Source organism: Virgisporangium ochraceum (assembly GCF_016863655.1).
GTDB classification, from domain to species: domain Bacteria; phylum Actinomycetota; class Actinomycetes; order Mycobacteriales; family Micromonosporaceae; genus Virgisporangium; species Virgisporangium ochraceum.
On record NZ_BOPH01000105.1, the window covers coordinates 90,328 to 113,588 of the forward strand.

A 23,261-nucleotide genomic window follows, 5' to 3' on the forward strand; every position below is an offset into this window, starting at 1 on the left:
CCTGCACCGGCTGGGTGTTCGACCGGCCGCCGCTGCCGCGCTGGAGCGACGGTCCGGTCACGCTGCTGGGCGACGCGTGCCATCCGATGCTGCCCTACGGTGCGCAGGGAGCGGCCCAGGCCATCGAGGACGCGGCCGTGCTCACGACCTGCCTCGCCGAGGCCTGCGGCCGGAACCTTCCCCGGACGCTGTCGCGGTACGAGTCGCTGCGTCGCGGGCGGACCACCCGCGTCCAGCAGATGTCGCGCGCCAACGGACACCGTTTCCACCTCCCGGACGGACCCGACCAGGAGGCCCGCGACGCCGCGATGAGGACGAGCTTCGGGCTCTCGCCGGACATCGACTGGCTCTACGGGCACGACCCGACAGTGCCCGAGCCGGCACCTACCTGACGGGGAACCGCATGAGGATGCCGATCCCGCAGGTCTCGGGAGCATCGTCAGGGGGACGCCATCGCAACCAAGGTCATCCTGGCCGATGACCTCCCACCCGTTCGTCGAGAGCCGCAGTGCCGACGTCGCCGGTACCGGCACTGCAGTGGTTCGCCTTCTCCAGCAGTATCGGCCTTCGAGGAGCTGCCGTGACGCAGAAGCCTGCCCGACGCCTCATTGTCGCAGCCGGGATCGTCGGTGTTGCGTCAACCGTCCTCACGGCACTGGTCTGCTGTGTCCTCGTCCTGCCGCCGCTGATCGTCACGTGGGGCCTGAACGATTCCGCAGCGGCTCCGCTGTCGGCGGTGGACCGGTTGAGGACGGAGAACGATGTCCGGTCCGTCCTGCTGCAAGCGCTGGCTGGTCTGGTCGCGTTGGCCGGGGTGGCCGCGGGCGCGGCCGTCACGGTGCACCAGATCCGCGTCAATCGTGAGGGACACACCATCGGCCTGTTCACCACCGCGGTCGAGCAGCTGTCCAGCCCTCAGGTCTCCGTCCGGCACGGCGGGGTCTACACGCTGGCTTTCCTCGCCGGACTCGACTCCCGATACGCCGGAAAGATCCACGCCCTGCTGACCGCGTTCATCCGGCAGCAGGCGCCCTGGCCGCCGACTCGTCCACCCGCCGAGGTCGACCACGATCGCAGCCGGTTCCATGGCGGCCTCGCCGACGACGTGGGCGGCGCCATCTCCGCGTTGGCGGACGGAACGATGATCACCGAGGGTGCCGTGTCCGAACTGGAGAACGTGGACCTACGCGACGCCCAACTCAACGAGTTCGCCATCGGTCGGGTCTGCCTGATCGGTTCGAACCTGTCCAAGGCCAGCCTGGTCAACGCAGATCTATCCGGGGCGTCGATGACGAACACCATACTGCGCGGCACCAACCTGACCGGGGCCACGCTGTCCGGGGCCGACCTCAGCGCCGCAGACCTCCACGGCGCCGTCTTGGCCGCGGTGGTCTACGACGCCGACACACAGTGGCCGCCAGGCTTTCACCCACCCCGGTGAGGGTCCTGCCCGGCCTCATCGGCGGTCGCCAGGCCGCATCCGACCCGCCACGCAGGATCAACCGCAACCGCCTGGACGTTGCTCCATGAGCGGCTCCCGGCTCAGATCGACGTGGCCGCGCTCTTCGCGGCATGAGCGCGCACCTGGTCTCGACGCAGTGGTTATGGTCCAGGGCCACGCTCCGGCGCGCCGGATAGGCTCTTGCCGGTGCGGCTGCGTGATGTTGAGCGGAACGACCTGGAGGTCTACATCAGCATGCGGTGCGACCCGGTCATGATGGCCGAGCTCGGCGGCCCTCAACCACGCGAACGTGTTCCCCGCCAGCTCGAACGTGACCTGCAGACGGTCCGCGACGATACCGCCTGGATCAAGATGATCGTGGTCGATGACGTGGACCATGCGGTGGGAACCGTGACGCTGTACTCCCACGAGGACAGCTCTGAGATCGGCTGGATGGTGCTGCCCGAGTTCCAGGGCCGAGGACTTGCGACCGAGGCCGTACGCGCCCTGCTCGATCTCGCCCGAGCAGACGGGCGCTGGGGACCGATCCACGCGTACCCCACCACGACCAACGTGGCCTCGAACGCCATCTGCCGAGCGGCCGGGTTCTCCCTTCGCGGCCAGGAGGAAACGGAGTTCGCTGGGCAGGCGTTCGTGTCCAACCACTGGGTCTTCAACCCGCCACATCCGCCTGATCCCCGAGATCGGTAGACGCCGGCGACATCACTCGATGTCACCAAGGTCACTGACCAACTCGGAAACGACCGATCGGCCCCAGATCCCCGTAGCGCGCGGAACCGGCGGTACCGCCCGGTCCAGGGCGGTCGATCATCGCCGGACCCCTCGCCCCAATCGGCGTCGGCCTGGGAGAGACCCTGCACGTCTGGCGCCGATCGAGTCGGAAGGCTGGCTGCGGCACAACGGAGGGTGTTGCGCGGCGCTTCACTGGCTCCTCGTCTGGCCATCACACCTGGTCGGTGCCGCCGTTGGGGTCAACGCGAGCCAGACCGGTCTGGTAGGCGACGACAACGAGTTGGGCGCGGTCGCGTGCCTCCAGCTTGGTCATGGCGCGCTGCACGTGGGCGCGGACGGTGAAAGGGCTGAGGTACATCCGGTCCGCGATCTCCAGGTTGGACAGACCGGTCGCGACCAGAGCGACCATCTCGCGTTCGCGCGGGGTGAGCGCGGCGAGTCGTTCGGGACGGCGTGGTGGAGTGTCGACCGGCGTGGCGAGGAAACGGGCCACCAGGGAGCGGGTCGCGGTGGGAGACAGGAGGGTGTCGCCGTCGGCGATCGTACGCACGGCATTCAGCAGCTCTTGGGCCTCGATCCCCTTGCCGATGAAGCCGCTGGCCCCCGCGCGGAGGGCTTGTGCGACGTACTCGTCGGTCTCGTAGGTGGTGAGGATCAGTACGCGGGTGGCGCGCAGATCCGGATCGGCGCAGATCTCCACGGTGGCGGTGAGGCCGTCCATGCCGGGCATCTGGATGTCCATGATCACTACGTCCGGGCGCAACTCGCGGGTCAGCGCCACCGCCTCAAGGCCGTCGCCTGCCTCGCCGACCACGGCGATGTCGTCGGCGCTGTCGAGGAGCGTGCGGAAAGCACCGCGTAGCAACGCCTGGTCGTCGGCGAGGAGCACTCGGAGCGTCACAGCGTATCCCTGGCCTCTGCTGGTGTTCCGTCAGTCCTCCGTGCGGTGTTATCGGCAGTGTTCTCGGCAGTGGGAAGAGGCAGGTGGGCGGAGACGAGGAAGCCTCCCTGGTGGCGTGCGCCAGCCGTGAGGGTTCCGCCGACCGCGGTTGCTCGTTCATGCATGCCGATCAGACCGTGGCCGGGTGGGCGCTCCGGCGCGGGAGAGCCTCTGCCGTCGTCCGTGACGGCGACGGTCACGTAGTCGCGGTTCCAGGCGACCCGCACCTCGGCGCTACTGGTGGGAGCGTGCTTGGTCACGTTCGTCAGGGCCTCCTGGATGATGCGATAGGCAGTCAGGTCCACTGCCGGTGGTAGCGGCCTGGCTGTGCCGTCCTCGTGCATCCACACCTCCAGTCCAGCGCGGCGGAAGGCGCTCAGCAGGGCGGGGACCTGCGACAGCCCGGGCGCCGGATCGGTGGGTGCGGATGGGTCGTCGGGCTGGCGCAGCAGGCCGACGGTGGCCCGCAGGTCGTCGAGGGCGTGGCGGGTGGTCTTGACCAGTTCCTCCAGGCTGGCACGGGTCTGCTCCGGGCGGGTGTCGAAGAGGTGGGCGGCGACGGCGGCCTGCGCGTTGGCCAGGGTGATCTGGTGGGCTACCAGGTCGTGCAGTTCGCGGGCGATGCGGACCCGTTCCTCGGCTACCTTCCGGCGGGCCTCGCTGTCCCGGGTTTCCTCCGCCCGACGTGCCCGCTCCTGCACGACCGTCAGGTAGGCCCGCCGGTGCTGCGCCGAGCGGCCGAAGACGGCGGCTACGAGCGGGGACGCGGCCACGGTCACCAGCCTGCTTGTGTCCTCCCACGAGAAGTCGGTCTCGAAGAACGGGGTGACGGCGACCAGCAGCGCGGCGGATGGGACCAGGACCGCGACCACTACCCGCAGTTCGCTGCGTACGGCGAGCGAGTAGGCGCTGATGAGTGCGGGGGCAACGACGAGTGGGCTGGGCAACAGGCCCAAGGGCGCCACCAGCATGCCGCACAGGGTCGTGGCCATCGTGGTGGCCACCGGCGCGCGGTGCCGCGCCAGGAGCATCGCCGACGACACCGCGGCGATGAGGTAGGTCGGCGCCGGCGGCGGTGCCAACGTGTCGTCGTCGTGCAGCAGACCTCCGAGCAGGCAGAGCACGAACGCCACCGCGACGACCGCTGCCTCCCGCCACCACCACGTGCCGGGTCGCCTCGCCCGTGATGTCCACTTACGCGACACACGGTCAGGCTACGGGACGGCCACCCCCGCACACGGGCGATGCGTGTAGTGCATCTGCACCAGATGCGGTTCCGGGCTGGTCCGCGGGCACCAGGCGAAGACGGTGTGGGCAAACGATGTGGGACACCGCGGTGGACGACAGGGTTGGTGAGTGAATCGTCCGGCACCGGGTCGGACGGCAGAGCGGCGGGGAGGAATCGTTGAAGGACACCGGAGACATCACCGACGCGGTGCGGCTGACGGCCGTCCGCAAGGTCTACGGAAGGCGCGACAACCAGGTGGTCGCGCTCGACGGCGTGACGACGCGGTTCGGCCGAGGAACGTTCACAGCGATCATGGGGCCATCGGGCTCCGGCAAGAGCACCCTGCTGCAATGCGCGGCCGGGCTCGACCAGCCGACGTCGGGTTCGGTTCTGATCGAGGAGCAGGAGCTCAGCGAGATGAACGAGACCGCGCTGACGAAGCTGCGGCGAGACCGGATCGGCTTCGTCTTCCAGGCGTTCAACCTGCTGCCGGTGCTCACCGTGCGGCAGAACGTGACGTTGCCGCTGCGGCTCGCCGGCCGCAAGCCGGCCCGGGGCCGGGTATCGACCGTCCTGGACCAGGTCGGCCTGGCCCAGCGGAGCAACCACCGTCCGGCGGAGCTGTCCGGTGGGCAGCAGCAGCGGGTCGCCATCGCGCGGGCGTTGGTCAGCGAACCCGCCGTCATCTTCGCCGACGAGCCGACCGGCGCGCTGGACACGAGGACCGCGCGCGACATTCTCGCGCTGCTGCGGCACGCGTCACAGGCGGCTGGCCAGACGATCGTGATGGTGACCCACGATCCGGTCGCGGCGTCGTTCGCCGATCGCGTCCTGTTCCTCGCCGACGGGCGTCTCGCCGGTGAGCTGGACTCGCCGACGCCGCAATCCGTGGCCGACCGCATGACCCACCTGGGTGCCTTCGCCGACGACGGTCCCCTCCCGCGGTTGGTGACGAGCCGAGGAGGGCAGCGCTGATGCTGGCGTTCGCATTGCGCACCCTGCGGTTACGCGCGGGCATGTTCGTGGCGGCCTTTCTCGCCATGTTCATGGCGGCGGCCATCATGATGGCTTGTGGCGGCCTGATCGAGACCGGCATCCGCACGGCTGTCCCGCCGCGGCAGATGGCCTCGGCCGACATCGTCGTCGCCGGCGACCAGGAGTACCACGACTCCGGTGGCGACCCCGACGAACCTCCGATCCTGCCCGAGCGGGTCCGTATCGCCGCAGGGCTGGCGGACACGATCGCGGCGCTGCCCGGTGTACACAAGACCGAAAGCTTCGTCTTCGAGGGTGACCCGCCGGCGGGTACGGTCGACGCGATCGGTGTGATCGCCGAGCCGGGAGTGGACGTCGGCGAGCTCCGGAAGCGCATCGACGCCGAGCTGGACAGCACAACCATCACCCTGGTCGGTGACGAACGGGGGCGGGCCGAACTACGCGAGGCCAGGGCGAGCGGCGTCACGGTGATGGCCATGGCCGGCGTCCTCACCGCCTATGCGATCCTGGTGTCGATCTTCGGAGTGGCGTCCATGCTCGCCCTCGCGATCGCCCAGCGCCAGCAGGACCTGGCGTTGCTGCGGGCCGTGGGGGCTACACCTCGTCAGATGCGCCGGCTCATCCTTCGCGAGACGCTGCTGCTGTCCCTGCTCGCCACCGCACTGGCCTACCTCCCGGGCCAGCTCCTGGGCGAGCTCGTGTTCGACCAACTGGCCGAGCGCGGGATCGCCGCGGAGGGCGTGGTCTTCCACCAAGGTTGGATCCCGACCGTGGCCGCCATGGCGGTGGCGATCCTCGCGGCCCTGGCCGGTGCCCTGGGCGCCGGCAGAAGGGCGTCACGCGTCAGGCCGACGCAGGCGCTCGCGGAGGTCTCCGTCGAAGGCAGGCTGATCGGCGCCGGGCGCCTGCTGCTGGCGGTGGTCTTCCTCGGCGGTGGACTGGCCATGACCATCGTGACCATCGCCGTGATGAGTGGACCGCTCACGCCGGCCACCGCCGCACCTGCCGTGATCCTCCTCGCCATCGGGTTCGCCTCACTGGCACCCGTGCTGACCAAGGTCACAACCTTTGCCGTGCAGTGGCCCGTGCGCGCCCTGGGTGGTGTGACCGGCCAGCTCGCCGTGCTCAACGCGCGCGGCCGCGGCGGCCGGATGGCGGCCGTGATGGGGCCGGTCATCCTGCTGACCGCGGTGTCGACCGGCATCCTGTACCTACAGGCGACGAACGACAAGGCTGATCGGCAGAGCTTCGCCGACAACCTGGTCGCCGACGCCGTGGTGACCGCTCAGGACCGCTTCGACCCAGACCTGGTGGGACGGATCAACGGCCTGCCGAGCGTCGCCGGCGCCTCGGAGTACGTCGACAGTGTCGGCTTCATCGAGAGTCCGAAGGACAGCTCGCCCATGAACGAGGGCTGGACCCTGCTGGGCGTCACCGCCGGGGGCGCCGACGCCACCACGCCGGTCGAGGTCACCGCGGGCAGCATCTCCGACCTGCACGGTGACTCGGTCGCGATCGAGGACCGGCACGCCGACAGGCTGGGCGTCGACGTCGGCGACACGATCAGGCTGCGGATGGGCGACAACACCGCCCTCGACCTGCGGGTGACAGCGCTGTTCTCCGCCCCGGACGACTACAACACCCTCCTGCTGCCCGCCGACACCCTGGCCGCCCACACCACCGAGGGACACGCGACGCGCATCCTGGTCACATCCGAGGGGAACGTCACCCCCGAGCAACTGGTGGCGGACCTGACCGGGGTGACCTCCGCCGAGAAGGGACTGGCCGTCACCGGCCGCGACGTCCTGTTGACGGAGTTTGACGACCAGAAGCAGACCGCCAACGTCGCGATCTACATCATGGTGCTCATGATCGCGGGGTACGCGGCGATCACGGTGATCAACACTCTGGCGTCGAGCACGGCGGCGAGGCGGCGGGAGTTCGGGTTGCAGCGGCTCGCGGGCTCGACTCGAGGCCAGGTGATGCGGATGGTCGGCGTGGAGGGTGCGATCCTGGCCGCCAGCGGCATCGCGCTGGGCTCGGTTGCCGTGGTCGGGGTCCTGGTGCCGGTCAGCCTCAAGCGCCTCGACTCGGTCGTACCCGCTGGCTCCCCGTGGATCTATGTTTCGACGGCCGCACTCGCCGTCCTGCTGACGCTCGGAGCCATGCTCCTGCCCGCGTGGCGGGCGACACGTGGCCGGCCGGCCGAGGCGGCGCTCGCCATCGAATAGCCCGGCGGCATACCTCGGCGGTTGTGAGAGCCACACGCTGCGAGCGCGGCGATGCAGGGAGCGGCCTTCGGTCCGCTACGGGCCTGTCCCACGCCGTCCGGACCTACTTCGCGATTCCCGCCGCTCCGTCGAGGCCGCTCCGGGCTGACTCCCTCCGCGCGTCGAACAGCCCGGGCAGCCCGGGTCGTTGTAGCCGGGCGCCTCGTCGGCTATGGTTCTTCTATCTGAGATGTCTTTCTTATTTGAGAATGGAACCCCACAGTGTTCATTGTTGCGGCGACGGACAGACTGTTCATCGCTCCGAACTGGGATCGCGTGGCGGTGGCGAAGACTCGCCGTCTGGAGCAGGTGCCGGCGGCCAACGTCGGAGACGCGCTGCAGCGGATGACCGTCATGGACGGCGGCATCCGGCTGTTCACCGAGCGCGCCGCGCTGCTTGGAAACGCGCTGACGGTGGACGTGCGGTCGGGTGACAACCTGGCCGTCCACCGGGCGCTCGACGAAGCCCGGCCGGGCGATGTCCTGGTTGTCAACGGGCACGGGGACGTGACCCGTGCGCTGATCGGTGACCTCATCGGTGAGATCATGGTGAATGCCGGGGTCGTCGGCGCGGTGGTCGACGGTGCCGTCCGCGACGTCCAGGCGCTGTCCGAGCTGGGCCTGGCCGTCTACGCGCGTGCGGTCACCCCCGCCGGACCTTTCAAGGACGGTCCCGGCACCATCGGTGCGCCGGTGGCGGTCGGCGGCGTGGTGGTGACAGCAGGTGACGTGCTCGTCGGTGATTCCGACGGCGTCGTCGTCGTTCCACGGCACCGCGTGATGGAGGTCGTGGAGGCGGTCGACGGGATCGGCGAGAAGGAGGAGTCGCTCCGGCAGCGTATCCTCGCCGCGCGCGCCGGCCACGCGGCGGTGGCCCTGTGACCACCATGGTGCCCGCCCTCCGGATGGAGGAGCTGCGCCGCTGCTCGCGGCGTCCGGCCCTTGGCCCGGCACCGCCGGGGGCTGTCTCCCTTGCCATGGGCGAGCCGGACTTCCCGACACCGTCACCGGTGATCGAGGCCGCCGCGGCGGCCTTGCGCAGAGGAGACACGCACTACGCCGACCAGAAGGGCCTGCCGGAGCTGCGCGCGGCGTTGGCGTCCAGGCTGCCGGCGCATCCGGGCCGGACCTGGACCGCGGAGGACGTCGTGGTGACGCACGGCGCGACTGCCGCGCTGGCGTCCGCCGTGCTCGCGATGATCGGCCCCGGCGACCGTGTCGTCATTCCGGAGCCCGCCTACTCGCTCTACGCCGACCTGGTCGCTTTGGCCGGGGGAACGGTGGACTTCGTCCCGCTCGCTCCGGACCTGCATTGGGACCTCGACGCGTTGGCCGCCGCGCTTCCCGGGGCGGCGATGATGATGTTCTCGAATCCGTCGAACCCGACCGGCATCGTGCACCGCGAGGAGGAGCTCAAGGCCCTCGGGAAGCTGCTCGACCGCTCCGACACCTTGGTCGTCAGCGATGAGGCGTACCACCGGCTGGTCTATCCGGGACATGTGTTCACCTCGGCGTTGGAGGTCGAATCGCTGCGCGATCGGACGGTGTACGTGCAGACGTTCTCCAAGACCTACGCGATGACCGGTTGGCGCGTCGGGTACCTGACCGGGCCGCGTGCGGTGGTGGACGCGGTGGCGCACGCGCACCGGACCTACAACGGCTCGTTGAATACGGCGGTCCAGCACGCGGCCCTTGCTGCTCTCGATCTGCCGGACAGGGTCGTCGATGCCATGGTCGACAGGTACCGGCAGCGTCGCGAGTTCGTGTTCACCCACGTGTCCGGCATTCCCGGGCTGCACCTGGTTCCGCCGGAGGGAGCGTTCTACGGGTTTCTTCGCTACGACGCCGACCTGCCCTCCGAAGCGGTCGTTCGCGAGCTCGCCGAGCGGGAGGTGATGGTACGGTCCGGCGCCGAGTACGGGCCCTCGGGCGAGGGGCACATCCGGATCTCGTTCGCGGCCTCCGAGGAGGACCTGCGGACCGGCCTGGCCCGCCTCGTCCGCTATTTCGGCGATGAGAGAATCCCATGAGGTTCGGCGAGGGCGGAGGGGTCATGACCGAGCAGCATGCCTCCCGGAGCGGTGGGCGCCAGCCACGCAGTGACACCCGCCGCAACCGTCGGCGCCTCCTCAAGGCCGTCGGCGAGCTTGCCCGGGAGGCGCCCGATCAGCTCACCATGCAGGCCGTCGCGTCCCGCGCGGAGGTCGGCCCAGCTACCGCCTACCGTTACTACTCCTCGCTGGACGAGGTGCTCGCGGCTTATGTGCTCAGCGTCGTCGAGGAGCTCCGCGATTTCAGTGCGGCATCGACCGCGCAAGGGCGACCGCTGTTCGATTCCGTCGTGAACAAGTGGGTGGACCTGCTTGCCGAGCACGGGCCGGCACTGGTGCAGCTCCGATCCAGGCGAGGTTATCTGGAGCGGCTCCACGACGGGAACGAGATCATGGTCGCGCTGCGGGATGCCTGGAGCCGGCCGGTGGAGGGGCTGCTCGACGACATCGGCCTCCCGGACAAGATGATCGAGTACGCCGTGTTCCTCGCCAACATGATGTTCGACCCGCGGGAGATCCAGGATCTGCTACAGGAGACAGACCTGTCCCGCCCGGAGGTCATCACGCGGCTGACCGAGGCGTACGGCGGCGCGCTGCGTGGATGGGCCCGGGCCGGCTGATCGTCCCGGGCGCAGACGCCCACCCGACGAACTCGGCGGCGGGCGCCGGCGGTGCGCGGCTGTCCCCGTGCGCGGCTGTCCCCGTGCGCGGCTGTCCCGTGCGCGGCTGTCCCGTGCGCGGCGCACCTGCTGCTGATCCGGCACTTCAGTGGTGGCGAGCATGGCCCTTCATGACGTCTCTTATATGATACGGTTCTCTCAAATCAGAGGTACCTCTCTCTTTCTCGATAGGGGTAGTAATGGTGAAGCAGCAGGTTGAACGCGAACCCGGCGCGACGCACGCATCGACCACCGGGGCGTGCCCGCGACCGATGCGGGTCCCCCATGACTGACGCCGCTGGCGAGGTCGGGAGCCGTATGGCCCAGGCGGCCCAGGAATGGCTGGACTCCCTGGACGCGGACCAGCGCACGGTGGCGGTCGGACCGGCGCCGGGTGCCGACGGTGTGGCCGAGGCCGAGCGCACCCACTGGTTCTACACACCCACCGATCACGGCGGCCTCACCTTTCACCAGCAGCGTCCCGCCCAGCATCGGCTGGTGATGCGGCTGGTCGCGAGCGGACTGTCCGAAGCCGGGTACACCACCGTCGCCACCGTGCTCGGCCTGGAGAACGTGCTCGACCGTGTCGAGGGCTTCTCGGTGAACTGGGGGCGGGAACGTACCCGCGACCCCGGCATGTACTACCTGCGGGTGTTCGGCGATCCCGGTGGGCCGCGGCCGTGGGGCTGGCGGTTCGGCGGCCACCACGTCTCGCTCAACAACCTCGTGGTCGACGGACGTGTCGCCGCCACCACGCCCTGCTTCCTCGGCGCCGACCCGGCCGCCTCGCCGCTCCTGGGTGGCGCGACCCTGCGTCCGCTGGGGACGGCCGAGGAGCTGGCCCGCGAACTGGTCCGATCCCTGCGCCCCGCGCTCGCCGCACGCGTGCTGCTGCTGGGCCGTGCCCCGAACGACATCGTCGCCGGCAACAGCGCCCGGATCGACGACCGCGTGCTCAAGCGCCGCGAACTCTGGCGCCCTGGCCGCCACATCCCGGACCGTGCCGAGGAGCCGGCCACCGGCCTCGACGGTGCCGACCGGCAGGCGGTGGCCCTGACCCCGATGCCCAAGGGCGTGCCGGGCGCCGAGTTCGACGCCGCGCAGCGGGAGTTGCTGCGGGCGCTGATCGGCACCTATCTCGGCCGCGTCCCGGACGGGGTCTCCCCGCTGCCCCGCTACGACGACCCGGCGGCGCTGGACGCCGTGCACCTCGCCTGGGCCGGCGCCACCACGGCGGGCGAGCCGCACTACTACCGCCTGCAGGGCCCGCGGCTGCTCATCGAGTGGACCAACATCCACCGCGGCGTCAACCACGCACACGCCGCGTGGCGGGATCCGGAGACGGATTTCGGCGGCGACGTCCTCGCCGCCCACCACGCCGCCCACCACGCCGCCCACCACGCCGCCCACCACGCCGCCCACCACCCGCGATGAGAAACGGGACGTGACAAACATGGCCACAGCTGCCCACACGACGCGCCCCACGCTGCGGGGATCCTTTGGCATGTGCGCGTCGACGCACTGGCTGGCGTCCGCGACGGCCCAGTCTGTGCTGGAGCGGGGTGGCAACGCGTTCGACGCGGCGACCGCCGGCGCCTTCGTGCTGCACGTGGCCGAACCCCATCTCAACGGGCCGGGCGGTGATCTCGTCGCCGTGTTCGCGACCGCGGCGGGATCGTCTCCGCTCGTGCTGGTGGGACAGGGCCATGCTCCGCGGGGAGCCACGATCGAGCACTTCCGGGCCGAAGGGCTGGATCACGTCCCAGGTGCGGGTGCCCTGGCCGCCGCCGTTCCGGGCGCTGTCGACTCCTGGCTCTGGCTGCTCGCCGAGTTCGGTACCTGGGAACTCACCGACGTCCTGGCCTACGCGATCGACTACGCGGAGCGCGGCGTTCCGGTCGTCCCTCAACTGGCACGTGTGCTGGCCACGGTCGAGGGACTCTTCCGGACGCACTGGCCGACGTCGTACGCGCTGTGGATGCCCGGAGGACAGGTCCCACAACCGCATGCGACCCTCGCCAATCCCGTCTACGCCCAGACTCTGCGCCGGCTGAGCACCACCGGCGACGGCGAGACGAGAACCGCCCGGATCGAATCCGCGCGGCGCGCCTGGCGAACCGGGTTCGTGGCGGCCACCGTGGCGAAGTTCGCGGCGACGCCGCACCGGCATTCCTCGGGCGGGGACCACGCCGGCGTGATCACCGCCGCCGACTTCGCCGACTTCCTTCCGTCCGTCGAGCCCGCGCTCACCGCGCAGTTCCGGGGGATCACGGTGGCGAAGGCGGGCTTGTGGTCCCAGGGCCCCAAGCTGCTGCAGGCCCTCACCATGCTCGACCACTTCGATGACGAACACATCGATCCGTCGACCGCCGCGGGAATCCACACCATCACCGAGGCTCTGAAGCTGGCCATGGCCGACCGGGAGGCGTTCTACGGGCATCTGGACCCGGCGGAAGCGGAAGCAGTGGTGCGGCGGCTGCTGTCCACCCGGTACAGCAAGGAGCGCGCCGGTCTGATCGGCCCGGTGGCGTCAACCGCGTTCCGGCCCGGTGACATCGGCGTCACACCGTACATCCCACCGCTCGTCACCGACCGGCACGACGTCCGGGCCGACGGAGTGGGGGAACCCACTGTGGGACAGACCGGGCAGACCCGGGGCGACACCTGCCACATCGACGTCGTCGACCGCTGGGGAAACATCATCTCCGCCACACCGTCGGGAGGGTGGCTCCAGTCCTCGCCCGCCGTGCCGGAACTCGGTTTCGCGCTCGGCACACGGCTTCAGATGACATGGCTGGACGCGGCCGCCCCGTCACGCCTTGCGCCGGGACGGCGGCCTCGCACGACACTGTCGCCGACCCTGCTGCTGCGCAACGGCAGGCCCGTGGCCGCGCTCGGCACACCGGGGGGTGACCAGCAGGATCAATGGCAACTGATCTACCTGGTGCGCACGCTCGCTCTCGGGCTGGATCCGCAGGAGGCGATCGACGCACCGGCGTTCCACACCACGGCGGTACCGAGTTCGTTCTGGCCACGGACCTGGACGCCGGGCGGATTGGTGATCGAGGAACGAGTGGGCGGGGCTGTCATCGACGAGTTGCGCGAACGTGGCCACGACGTGACCGTCTCCGGACCGTGGAGCCAGGGCCGGCTGTCAGTCGTCACACGTGATCCGGACAGCGGCGTCCTGCAGGCGGCGGCGAACCCGCGCGGTGCACAGGGTTACGCGGCGGGGCGCTGAGTATGCGACAGCGGGTGACGCCTCTGGGGCTGATGCTCGCCCTCACCTTCGCGACGGGTGTCGTCGACGCTGTCGGATACCTGAGCCTGGACAAGGTGTTCGCGGGCAACATGACCGGCAACGTGGTCATCCTCGGCATGGCGGCCACGGGCGGGACGGGGCTGCCCGTCCTCGGTCCGGTCGTGGCGCTGGTGTTCTTTCTCGTCGGCGCGGCCGTTGCCGGGCGGATGCTGCGCGCCGCCGCGCCGGACTGGAGCCGCCGGTGCACGGTTCTGCTGGGCGGCGTCGGACTGGTTCTGGCCGCAACGGCGCTCGGCCTGGCCGTGGTCGGGGTGGCAGCCCCTGCCGCCCGCGCGTCGATGGCGTCGTCGCTCGCCCTGGCCATGGGGGTACAGGCGGCGACGGCCCGTCACCTGGGCGTGAAGGACGTCACGACGGTGGTCGTCACCTCCACGTTGACCGGCCTCGCGGCCGACTCCCGGCTGGGAGCGGCCCGCGGTCAAGCGGTTGTGCGTCGAGGCGCGGCCGTCACGCTCATCGCCATCGGCGCGGTCACCGGGGCGGCGCTGTGCCAGGTGCACGAAGGTCTCGCGGTGGCGGCGGCAGCGCTCGTCGTGCTGGCGGTGACCGGCCTCGGCCACGTCTCCGCTCGCTCCGCCGACCACCCGGCGGCAGCTGTCCCGACCTCACCAATGACCCCGATCAGCCCATAGAGAAAGGCAGGGACGTCCATGACCGCGCCTCCGGCTCCACCGCTCCGCGTAGGAAAGTCCGCTGTCGGGGTCGTCAGCATCCTGGCTGGCGCCATCGGGACCCTGGAGTCGGTGGTGTCACCGACACTTCCGCTCCTGCAGCGCGAACTGTCGATCAGTCCCGCCCAGGGCGCACTGCTGAGCATCGCGATGCTCGTCACCGGTGCTCTCACCGCGCCCATCGCAGGCGTGCTCGGTGACCGCCACGGCGGGAAACGGGTCATGATCTGGCTGATGGTGGTGGTCTCGGCCGGCGGCCTGGTGTCCTCGCTCGCGCCGAACCTGCCGGTGCTGCTGTTCGGGCAGGCACTGGAAGGCGCGATGGTGGGCGCGATGCCACTCTCGTTCATCCTGATGCGCAAGCTCCTCCCAGCGGAGGAGTCTCCGGTGGCCATCGGCGTGGTCAGCGGCTTCTTCGTGGGCGGCGGCATGCTGGGGACACTCATAGCCGGGCCCATCGCGGAAGGGCTGTCCTGGCACTGGATGTTCGCGATACCGACTCTCGCGGTCGTCGTGGCGACCGTGTTCGTCCACCGGGTGCTGCCGGACGATCAGCCGACCCGGTCGGACGCCAGGATCGACTGGCCCGGCGTGGCCCTCCTGAGCGGCATCGTCCTGACGTTCATGTTCGGGCTCGCGACGGCGCCCGACATGGGCGCCCAGCCGCTCCTGCTCGTCGTCGCCGTCGTGCTTCTGGCCGCCTTCGTGACCGGATGGATAGCCGTCGAGCGCCGTGCGGCCTCGCCGATGTTCGACCTCCGCCTGCTCGCCAGGCCCGCGATCTGGCGATCCTATGTGCTCACATTCGCCATCTGCGTAGGTGCCGCGCTGTCGATCTATCTGGTTCCGCAACTGTTCGCGGTGTCCGGCGACGGCTACGGCTTCGGGGCCAGTTCCACCGACATCGGGCGGTACCTTCTGCCGGCCGCCGCGATGGCGGCGATCAGCGGGCCGCTGGGCGGGCTCGGGACGCGACGATTCGGCTCGACCGCCGTACTCGCTGTCGGAATCGGCGTCATGACGGCAGGTCTGATCGGCATGGCGTTCATCCATACCGAGGTCTGGCACCTCGTCGTCGGCAAGGCGCTGCTCAGCCTGGCCAACGGCGTCTGCATCACGGCGCTGGTCATCAAGACCGCCACCTCCGTCGACCATGGCAGTACCGGCACCGCCACGAGCCTGGTCCTGGTGATCCGGGTGCTCGGCTTCGCCACGGGCGCACAGATCGGCGGTGCCGTCCTCACCGCCGGAACCCCGGCCGGGTCGGATGTCCCGGCCGAGTCCGCCTACGTCGCCGCCTTCGTCATCGCGAGCGTCGTCACGGCGCTGTCGCTGTTTGTCGTCCGTTCCATGAGCAAAGGAGTCAAGGAATGACGGGTACCCGTACCGCGCCGAGGCGCAAGGTCCTGATATCCGGGGCCAGCATCGCGGGACCCACCCTCGCGTTCTGGCTCAACCGCTACGGATACGCGGTCACGGTGGTAGAGAAGGCGGGCACACTTCGCAGCGGTGGTTATCCCATCGACGTGCGCGGTACCGCGCTCGAGGTCGTCCAGAGGATGGGGATCCTCTCGAAGCTGCAGGACGCACACATCGACCTGCGCCGGCTGACCTTCCTCGATGAGGACGGCAGCGAGGTGGTATCGCTCAACCCGCATGCCGTCACCGGCGGTGTCGAGGGGCGGGACCTGGAGGTACGGCGCGGGGACCTCACCGACGCTCTCTATTCGGCGGTCCGTGACGACGTGGAGTTCCTGTTCAACGACTCCATCGACACCCTCGACCAGTCCGGGAACGGGGTCGACGTCACCTTCCGCGGAGGCGGCAGGCGCACGTTCGACATGGTGTTCGGCGCGGACGGTGTGCACTCACGTACCCGGGAGTTGCTGTTCGGTCCCGAAGAGCAGTTCCACCGGTACCTCGGCTACTGCTTCGCGGTGTTCACCGTGCCCAACACCTTCCGGCTCTCCCGCGAGACCGTGATGTGGAACAGCCCGGGCAGGGCCGCGGCGCTCTACGCCGCAGGGAACAACGACGAAGTGCACGCCTTCCTCAACTTCGCCCAGCCGGAACCGCCATTCGACGCGTTCTCAGACCCGGACGCCCAACGGAACCTGGTCGCCACGGTCTTCGCCGACGCGGGTTGGGAGGTCCCAGGCATGCTGGCCGCCATGCGCACGGCGGGCGACGTGTTCTTCGACGGGGTCAGCCAGATCCACCTGCCCCGCTGGTCCAGCGGCAGGGTCGCGCTGGTGGGGGACGCCGCGTACGCGCCCTCGTTCCTCACCGGGCAGGGCACCAGCCTCGCGCTCGTCGGCGCGTACATGCTCGCCGGTCACCTGGCCGACCGGGACCACGTCGAGGGCTTCGCCGCCTACGAACAGAACCTTCGTGAGTTCGTGACCATGAACCAGGGGCTGGCCGGCAAGGGCGGTGCCACCCTCTTCCCTACCACTGCCGAGGAACTGGAGCAGCGCAACAACAGGCTGCGCACGCTCAGCGCCATGCCTCCCACGAACGGACAACCGGCCCACTCGGCCCTCACCCTGCCCGAATTCACCGCAAGCACGTAACAGACCTGAACGGCGTGCCGCCGTCCGTCGCGCGCCCGCTCACAGATGGGAAAACAGCATGCTGACCGAAACGCATCCGAACGCCCGGTGGCTGTCGGATGTCTACCGTGGCGGTGCCGCGATTGCGTCTGATCCGAACCTCGAGGAGGACGAGCGGGAGCGCCGCCAGAAGGAGCACACGCAGGCAATCATGAGTCGCATGTCGCCGAACATGATCATCCACACCGGCGGCGTACGGCTCACGGTTACCGCCGGAGTGGACTTCCTGACGAAGTACCACAAGCGCCGGGCGATGCTCTCGGACGTGAACGTGCAGCCCTTGGGCTTCGATCAGATCCTCGCCGACGACCACTACGGCATCGTTCACGGCACGTTCCGCACGGCACGCGGCGACGTCGTGTGGACACGCGTGGGGATGGGAGCGTGGCGGTTCGAGGACGGCATCGCCGTCGAGCACTGGGAGCTGTCCAACGGGCCGAAGTGGGACGAGTTCTTCCTCGCGGGCGATCCCGATTTCAACGGCTCGGCGCTCGAGTTCTGGACACGAGGCGTCTAGTACTGCTACGGCGGCGCCAGTCGGACCAGTGCGGCACGTAGCCTGTGGTTGCGCGTGCGGTGTTGACGAGTTTGCCGAACATACGGCGGATCCCGTTGCTGGTCAACGGCATCCGCTCGGGTTCGCCGTCGCCGGTTCACCTTGCGACGTCTTTCGCGGCTTCGTTGGCGCGGACACCAAAGAGAAAGGCGGCGAGCACGGTCAGGGTGATGTGGGCGTACCAGGCGTCGTAGCGGCGGACGTGGTACTGGGCGATGGGGACCTCGTTCCAGGCGGCCTGGAACGACTCCCCCACCGCCCAGTGGGCGCCGGCCACCCGGACCAGGTGACGCAGCCGGGTGGTCCGCGCGCAAGCACACGTAGTAGGCGATCTCCGTCGGGTCACTGACCGAGCGTCTTGCCAATACCGAGCCACGACGGCCGTGCGCGCCGCTGCCACGCCCCAGCCCGGACCTTGCCGACCAGCGTGTCGACCCGGGTGGTGGTGTGCAGGCCGGAGGCGACCTCGTCGTCGCATCGGGTAGCCATCACGTAGGCGAACGGAACCCGGCCTCAACCGCACGTTCCACATCGCCCGGGCCTGCGCCGACTTGGTCGCGACCTCGACCTCGTCAGGGATCCGCGTCTTGCGGCACCGCTCCCGGTCGGCTGCCCATGACGCCGGCACGTACGACTCCCGGTCGATCAGCGCCCAACCTTTCGCCGACGCGTCGGCAAGGAACAGTCAGGTAGCGCGGACGCATTGCTGCGTCCGCTCCCCCTCAGAACCGGGCGTGCCCGCTTTCCGGGCACCACGGCTCAAAGCAAGCCCCGGCACGCGATCGGCGGCAGAAGAGGACGTCGGCTACGGTCACGTGGCGTTCCGAGTCAGAAATCCAAGTATTCGTATTCGATGCTTTCCAGCCAGCCGGTCAGGTCCGCGAGTTCGTCGCCGGTGGCGCCGTAGGCGGCCCATTCATCCTGCTCGTCGAGCCGGAGGAAGCCCTTTCCCGCGAAGGCACGCCGCAAGTAGTCGGTGAAGGTCAGGCAATGCACCTCCTCACGGACCAGGGGATCCGCTCCGGCGTGTGGTAGCCGGATCGAGTACGGGGCGCCACCGCTGATGTTGGCCTTGTGGAGGTAGTCGGCGGCGATGGTGAGTTCCAGCGGTCCGGCAAGTTCGGGATGCAGTTCCGCCGACTCCTCCTGCCATTCCTCGACCGAGTACCACGCCGTGCTGAGGTCGTTGATCTCCAGCGGGTCGGCGATCGTCAGCTGTTCGGGTACACCGGGCGGGAACGGGGCGTCCCAGGTGCCGCGCGGAACGAGGTCGATCGTTCCGACGATGCGCCAGTAGGCGGCCAGCGCTGGCGGCGCCGCCGAGCCCGTGACCTGCTCCAGTTGCTGCAGCCGGTCCTCGACATCAGCGGCAGGCCCGGGTAACGCCTGCTCGGTGCTGACCGGCCAGCCGCGGGCAACGAGGGCAGAGGTCAGGTTGGACGCGTTCCGCTGGACACGCTCCATGGTCAGGATGGCTACCTGCTCGGCCTCCGCGCGCCACACGTCGTCGAGGTGAGCGGCTGCGCCAAGGTCGCGCCAGACGCCTCGATGGTCCCCATTCCGGTAACGTGCTACCAGTTCTCCCGGCCGCAAGGGCCTGTTGGCAGGCGCCTTTCTCTGCGTCGCCCGCTCAGCTCTGGCAGCATCCAGCGCAGGACCGGTGACGGCGGAGTCGGCGTACCTGAGCACTTCACGGGCCTGCCATCCCAGGCTCTCGTGGTCGCGAAGACCGACGCACAGGTCAAGCCACCGGTGATCCTTCGACACCAACTCGCGCAGCGTTTCCGAGTGCCACTCCGGGCCTGATCCGGTGAACGACCACGGCGCCAGCAGACCAAGAGCCTCGGCGGCAGCCGTCAACCCCGCCGTGGTGGCCAGGCACTCGTCGGAGAACAGGTGACCGACGTTGTCCCAGGCCGTACCGTCGTCGGTGAACATGACCTTCAGGGCCATGAAGCGGCCAAGGTGGTCGTGGTCATGGATTCCGCGCCGCAGGGCATCGCGGGCTTCGGCGGTCCCCATTTCGAACAGCGCGTGGGCGGCGGCTGTCGCGACGGGCTGGACAGGGCACCTTCCCCACAGTCCGATCAGGGTCGGAACGGCCGGTTCATACCGCAGGCGGCCAAGTTCGCGGACCCGGTCTGCCACCACCTGCCAGTCGGCCACGCTCTGGACGGCGGAGATACCTCTGTCGTGGTAGGCCTTCACTTCGCTTGCGTTGAGACTGTTCCATCGCTCGATGCTGATGCGGGTCTGGTTTCCGACATCCGGCCATCGAGCGAGAGCCGCCAGGAGCGACTCCAAAACACGCGCGCCACCGGTGTCACCTTCGCCCTCTCTCTCCACCACGCCCGCAGTATGCCAGCGGCCAGATGAACCGGAGAATCCAGCTTCGACCATCACTCCAGAGAACATCGACTCATGCACGACCACGTGCGCTCTCATCAGGCACGAGCGGACGTCGCCCACTCGAACGCCGCTACGGTCGGTAGCGATCGGCTCGCAAGCATGAGCGTGCATACGACCGCCCGCAATGTCGTACGGTGGAGTCTGTGACGCGTAGCGAGCTCCTGCGGGACCTGCTCGACCACGGCCGGAACTACGCCGCGTCGCGAATCGAGGAACATGCCGGCGAACTTGACCTGCCGCTCGCTGACGTCCTGGTCGTCGCCGGCCATCCGGTCCCCGGACACCTGCTGCCACCGGACCGCAACCAGAAGGTTCTGCGCGCGTTCGCGTACCGCGTGACGTACTGCACCCATGCACAACTGGCTCTGCTGCGTGACTTCCTGGACGCATTGCCGGTATTGGGCACGCCGCCGGACGCCCGGCCGGCCCGCGATCCGACCGAACCGGATCCGTTCCCGGCCGTCCTGCAGGCCATCATGGACAACCGTGGCCTGGGCCTGTACGAGCTTCCGTTCGTCGGGCTGGCGCGCAGCACCATCCTCGGAATGCTCCACGGAAGGTGGCACCAGCTGAGGCAGTTGCACGCGATCGCGGGGCCGCTGGGATGGCGCCTGGCAGACCTGGCCGCCGTCGCCGACGAGTCACTACACCCGATCGACTTTCACCCGATCCTCTGCCATCACGTCGGCGCGGTGCTCCTGGCGGCAGTGCCCTGCACCACCGAGCAACTGAAACACGCCGGCCGCGAGGCCGACCTCCTGAACGTCCATAAGAATCGCGGCGTCTGGCAACCGGTCTCATACGGCGTCGAGGAATGCCCGGACGCAGAAGCCATACCACCCGAATCGCCCGCGGACGAGCGACCGCCCCCGGTAGGCCCGCAGCGTGACCGCCGGTTGAACCACGGCAGCAGACCCTCTGTGCGCCGAAACGCCTCGGGACGGATCCTGATTCGCCGCAATGCCGCGGCCACGCCTCCTCGCCATCAGGAACCGTGAGACGCCCGGCGGCATACTGCCGACCGTCATCAGGGAAAAGCCGAATCTGACGCTGCCGTCGCCGATCTGGCACTCACGATCGCCCTGACCGCCGAGTTCCCACGAGCGCGCGGCCAATCGCGCGTCGTCCCGGCCGGAGTCACGGCCTGCATCGCAGCCCGCGCAGCGGCATGAGTGCGCAGCTGATCAAGGGGTCACGTCAACGGCCGCCGCTCGTGACCGGCGGCGAGCGGCGGGAGCGAGCGCCGACGGGCGCGGCGAACCGCACGGCCGGTTCGATCGGCCGTGCGCCGATGAGCCGTTGCTGGAAGCCGCGGCCGGAGGTCGTCATGTCCGAGGTGACACGGCGCGGCGAGATTGGCCGGGACGCGCCGGTCACATGCGTGGGAGTGCAACGCGTCCCTGCGGCCGGCGATCCCCCTGGGGAGCCGCCGGCCAGGTAGACCCGCGGATCAGATCGGGATCGCCACGTCGATCCAGTTCGTCAGATCGGTCGAGCGTTGCAGTCGCGCGGTGGGGTTGCCGTTCATCATCGCGAGGTATTCGCCGTTCGGTAGCAGGGTCATACCCCCGATCTGTCCGGCGAGGCCCCGCGGCGTGATTGTGTCCCAGGCCTTCGCGCCGGGTCGTAGCACGTACAGCGCGGGCATGGGCTCGGCCGGGCTCGGTGAGGCACCGATCACCTGGATGCCCGGGCCTGCGGGGGCCGCGACGACCGTGCCGTTCGGAAATGCCCAGACGGTGTTCGCATCGGTCGGGAAGGGCTGTGGCGGCTTGATCTCCGGGAACGTCGCGCCGTCGTCCGTGCTGCGGAACACCCGGATCGAGCCCTGGTGGTCCTGGGTGCAGGTGACGGTGGCGGCCTCACCCACGACGGAGAGCCGGAACACCGCGCACCCGCTGGCCGGTATCGTGGCGTTCTTCCAGGTCCGGCCTCGGTCGTGGCTGGTGGCCACGGCGGGTTGCCCGTCCTTCGTGCCGGCGACCCAGGTGGTGCCGGTCGTCCGGGACAACTGCATCTGCGAGCGACTTTGCAGATCTGGCTGGTGGGCGAGCGGGGAGAGCGTCGCGGTGACGGGGTCGAGGGCGACGACGGCGTCCACGGGGGCGTCCTTGTGGTAGTAGTCGGACCACACCGTGCCACCGTCCGGCACCGCCTCGACAGTGTTCGTCGAGATCGTCACCTTCTGCCAGGTGCGCCCGCCGTCCTGGCTGACCACCGGATCGACGTTCGGCCCGGCCACATAGGGGAACGGGATCTCGTCCGCGAACAGCATCTGGCCGTCGAGCACCGTAGCACCCAGGAGGCGGCGGTCCGTCGAGCGGCGGGTCCAGGTCTTTCCGCCATCGTCCGAGCCGACGATGGGAAACTGACACGTCCGATCGCTGTTCACCTTGTCTCCGCACGGGCTCGGGAGGCTCGCGTACTGGTACTGCTGGTCCGCGGACATCACCAGCCAGTTGGCCCGCGGGTACCTCGGGTCCGGCTGCTTCGTCCCCACCGGGTCGACCGCCGGGCCGGAGCCGAGCACGGCGGTCATCCCTACCACCGTCGCGGCGACGGCGGCGATCACCCCGCCGGCGCCTACCATGATCTTGTACCGTCGTTCGCGACGCCCGGCCAGGAAGAGCGACTCGGCCGACAGCCGGGTCGGCGGCTCGCCCTCGGCGGTCTTGGCGAGCAGGTCGTGCAGGTCAACCATCGTCATCGTCCGTCTCCCGCGGGGATCAGCAAGCTGAGTTCTTCGTCGGTGGCTCGAAGCGCTGCGCGCAGCGCCTGGAGCCCGCGGGCGGTCTGGCTCTTCACCGTCCCCTCCGAGCAGCGCAGCGCGGCGGCCGTGGCGACCACGTCGAGCCCCTGATAGAAACGGCACACCAAGGTCGCCCGCTGCCGGGGCGGCAACTGACGCAGCGCATCGGCGAACACCATTTGCCGGGTGACCGCGTCGGTCTGGTCCTCCTGCCCGGGCGGCTCGGGCACCTGGTCGGCGACGCGTTCCCGCCGCCGGAAGGCCCGCCTGGACTCGCGCAGATACGTGCGCACCAAGCAGGTCCGCGCGTACGCATCGACGGCGCTCGGATCACGCAGCCGGTGCCAGCCCGCCGCGAGCGAGATGAACGTCTGCTGCGTGAGATCTTCGGCCCAGTGCCGATCCCCGCACAGCAGGTATGCCGTGCGGCGCAGTGTGACCTGGCGAGCCGCGAAGTACTCGGCGAAGTCGTCCTGGTTCGTCATCACACCTCCTCTCCATCTAGGTGGCCAGCGACCCCTCCCCCGGTTGCACCCCCGACAACAACGACGTACCGGCGCGAAACAAGTCACGGGCCGCCTTCTCTACCTCATCGCCGCTGAAC

General features: G+C 69.5%; 20 protein-coding genes and 1 pseudogene. 15 read left to right on the forward strand and 6 right to left on the reverse strand.

The window, feature by feature from the left end; translation table 11 throughout:
* Positions 1 to 14 precede the first annotated feature (14 nt).
* The 3 genes from Voc01_RS53505 (at position 15) to Voc01_RS38525 (ending at position 2,152) form a co-directional block, all read left to right on the forward strand.
* The gene (locus tag Voc01_RS53505) at positions 15 to 392 is read left to right on the forward strand and encodes an FAD-dependent oxidoreductase (protein WP_239160803.1); all 378 of its coding nucleotides are present in this window, start codon (positions 15 to 17) and stop codon (positions 390 to 392) included.
* Between the two features lie 188 nt (positions 393 to 580).
* Positions 581 to 1,441, forward strand: coding sequence for a pentapeptide repeat-containing protein (locus tag Voc01_RS38520; RefSeq protein WP_203932627.1), 861 nt, complete (start codon positions 581 to 583; stop codon positions 1,439 to 1,441).
* Between the two features lie 207 nt (positions 1,442 to 1,648).
* Positions 1,649 to 2,152, forward strand: a complete 504-nt coding sequence (locus Voc01_RS38525) for a GNAT family N-acetyltransferase (protein ID WP_203932628.1) — start codon at positions 1,649 to 1,651, stop codon at positions 2,150 to 2,152.
* A gap of 253 nt (positions 2,153 to 2,405) precedes the next feature.
* Here Voc01_RS38525 and Voc01_RS38530 read toward each other — a convergent pair whose 3' ends face one another.
* Together Voc01_RS38530 and Voc01_RS38535 are read right to left on the reverse strand one after the other, a co-directional pair.
* Positions 2,406 to 3,095: a response regulator transcription factor gene (locus Voc01_RS38530; protein ID WP_203932629.1), complete on the reverse strand. Its 690-nt coding sequence runs from the start codon at positions 3,093 to 3,095 to the stop codon at positions 2,406 to 2,408.
* Positions 3,092 to 4,267, reverse strand: a complete 1,176-nt coding sequence (locus Voc01_RS38535) for a sensor histidine kinase (RefSeq protein WP_239160804.1) — start codon at positions 4,265 to 4,267, stop codon at positions 3,092 to 3,094. The genes Voc01_RS38530 and Voc01_RS38535 overlap by 4 nt, the downstream gene beginning before the upstream one ends.
* Before the next feature lie 272 nt (positions 4,268 to 4,539).
* On the opposite strand from Voc01_RS38535, the gene Voc01_RS38540 reads away from it, so the two are divergent.
* From Voc01_RS38540 to Voc01_RS38590, 11 genes are all read left to right on the forward strand, one after another.
* Positions 4,540 to 5,337 carry an ABC transporter ATP-binding protein gene (locus Voc01_RS38540; protein ID WP_203932631.1) on the forward strand — a complete coding sequence of 266 codons (798 nt, stop codon included), beginning with the start codon at positions 4,540 to 4,542 and terminating at the stop codon, positions 5,335 to 5,337.
* Positions 5,337 to 7,589 (forward strand): ABC transporter permease, encoded by a 2,253-nt coding sequence (locus Voc01_RS38545; protein WP_203932632.1) that lies wholly within the window; start codon positions 5,337 to 5,339, stop codon positions 7,587 to 7,589. Before Voc01_RS38540 ends, Voc01_RS38545 begins: the two co-directional genes overlap by 1 nt.
* Before the next feature lie 261 nt (positions 7,590 to 7,850).
* Positions 7,851 to 8,510 (forward strand): RraA family protein, encoded by a 660-nt coding sequence (locus Voc01_RS38550; RefSeq protein ID WP_275423793.1) that lies wholly within the window; start codon positions 7,851 to 7,853, stop codon positions 8,508 to 8,510.
* A 23-nt stretch (positions 8,511 to 8,533) separates the two neighbouring features.
* Complete coding sequence (locus Voc01_RS38555; protein WP_203932634.1) at positions 8,534 to 9,658, forward strand: pyridoxal phosphate-dependent aminotransferase; 1,125 nt, start codon at positions 8,534 to 8,536, stop codon at positions 9,656 to 9,658.
* 23 nt (positions 9,659 to 9,681) lie between these two features.
* A complete protein-coding gene (locus Voc01_RS38560; protein ID WP_203932635.1) occupies positions 9,682 to 10,299 on the forward strand; it encodes a TetR/AcrR family transcriptional regulator in 618 nt (205 codons plus the stop codon).
* Between the two features lie 324 nt (positions 10,300 to 10,623).
* Positions 10,624 to 11,772, forward strand: a complete 1,149-nt coding sequence (locus Voc01_RS38565; protein ID WP_203932636.1) for a DUF3500 domain-containing protein — start codon at positions 10,624 to 10,626, stop codon at positions 11,770 to 11,772.
* 19 nt (positions 11,773 to 11,791) lie between these two features.
* Entirely contained in the window at positions 11,792 to 13,579 is a 1,788-nt protein-coding gene (locus tag Voc01_RS38570) for a gamma-glutamyltransferase family protein (protein ID WP_203932637.1), read from the forward strand.
* 14 nt (positions 13,580 to 13,593) lie between these two features.
* A complete protein-coding gene (locus Voc01_RS38575) occupies positions 13,594 to 14,292 on the forward strand; it encodes a YoaK family protein (RefSeq protein WP_203932638.1) in 699 nt (232 codons plus the stop codon).
* An 18-nt stretch (positions 14,293 to 14,310) separates the two neighbouring features.
* Positions 14,311 to 15,705: an MFS transporter gene (locus Voc01_RS38580; protein ID WP_203932639.1), complete on the forward strand. Its 1,395-nt coding sequence runs from the start codon at positions 14,311 to 14,313 to the stop codon at positions 15,703 to 15,705.
* Positions 15,702 to 16,904: an FAD-dependent monooxygenase gene (locus tag Voc01_RS38585; protein ID WP_203932640.1), complete on the forward strand. Its 1,203-nt coding sequence runs from the start codon at positions 15,702 to 15,704 to the stop codon at positions 16,902 to 16,904. The genes Voc01_RS38580 and Voc01_RS38585 overlap by 4 nt, the downstream gene beginning before the upstream one ends.
* 58 nt (positions 16,905 to 16,962) lie before the next feature.
* Entirely contained in the window at positions 16,963 to 17,460 is a 498-nt protein-coding gene (locus Voc01_RS38590; RefSeq protein WP_203932641.1) for a hypothetical protein, read from the forward strand.
* 136 nt (positions 17,461 to 17,596) lie between these two features.
* Here the strand turns inward: Voc01_RS38590 and Voc01_RS55070 are convergent.
* Together Voc01_RS55070 and Voc01_RS38605 are read right to left on the reverse strand one after the other, a co-directional pair.
* Positions 17,597 to 18,181, reverse strand: a pseudogene (locus tag Voc01_RS55070) (transposase); the annotation flags it as partial.
* Between the two features lie 146 nt (positions 18,182 to 18,327).
* Positions 18,328 to 19,932, reverse strand: a complete 1,605-nt coding sequence (locus Voc01_RS38605; RefSeq protein ID WP_203932644.1) for a HEAT repeat domain-containing protein — start codon at positions 19,930 to 19,932, stop codon at positions 18,328 to 18,330.
* Between the two features lie 119 nt (positions 19,933 to 20,051).
* On the opposite strand from Voc01_RS38605, the gene Voc01_RS38610 reads away from it, so the two are divergent.
* Positions 20,052 to 20,906, forward strand: coding sequence for a hypothetical protein (locus Voc01_RS38610; RefSeq protein WP_203932645.1), 855 nt, complete (start codon positions 20,052 to 20,054; stop codon positions 20,904 to 20,906).
* Positions 20,907 to 21,358: 452 nt separating this feature from the next.
* Here the strand turns inward: Voc01_RS38610 and Voc01_RS38615 are convergent, their stop codons facing one another.
* Both Voc01_RS38615 and Voc01_RS38620 read right to left on the reverse strand, forming a co-directional pair.
* On the reverse strand, positions 21,359 to 22,300 hold the full coding sequence (locus tag Voc01_RS38615) for a sialidase family protein (RefSeq protein WP_203932646.1): 942 nt from the start codon (positions 22,298 to 22,300) through the stop codon (positions 21,359 to 21,361).
* 311 nt (positions 22,301 to 22,611) lie between these two features.
* Positions 22,612 to 23,142 (reverse strand): SigE family RNA polymerase sigma factor, encoded by a 531-nt coding sequence (locus Voc01_RS38620; protein ID WP_203932647.1) that lies wholly within the window; start codon positions 23,140 to 23,142, stop codon positions 22,612 to 22,614.
* Positions 23,143 to 23,261 lie beyond the last annotated feature (119 nt).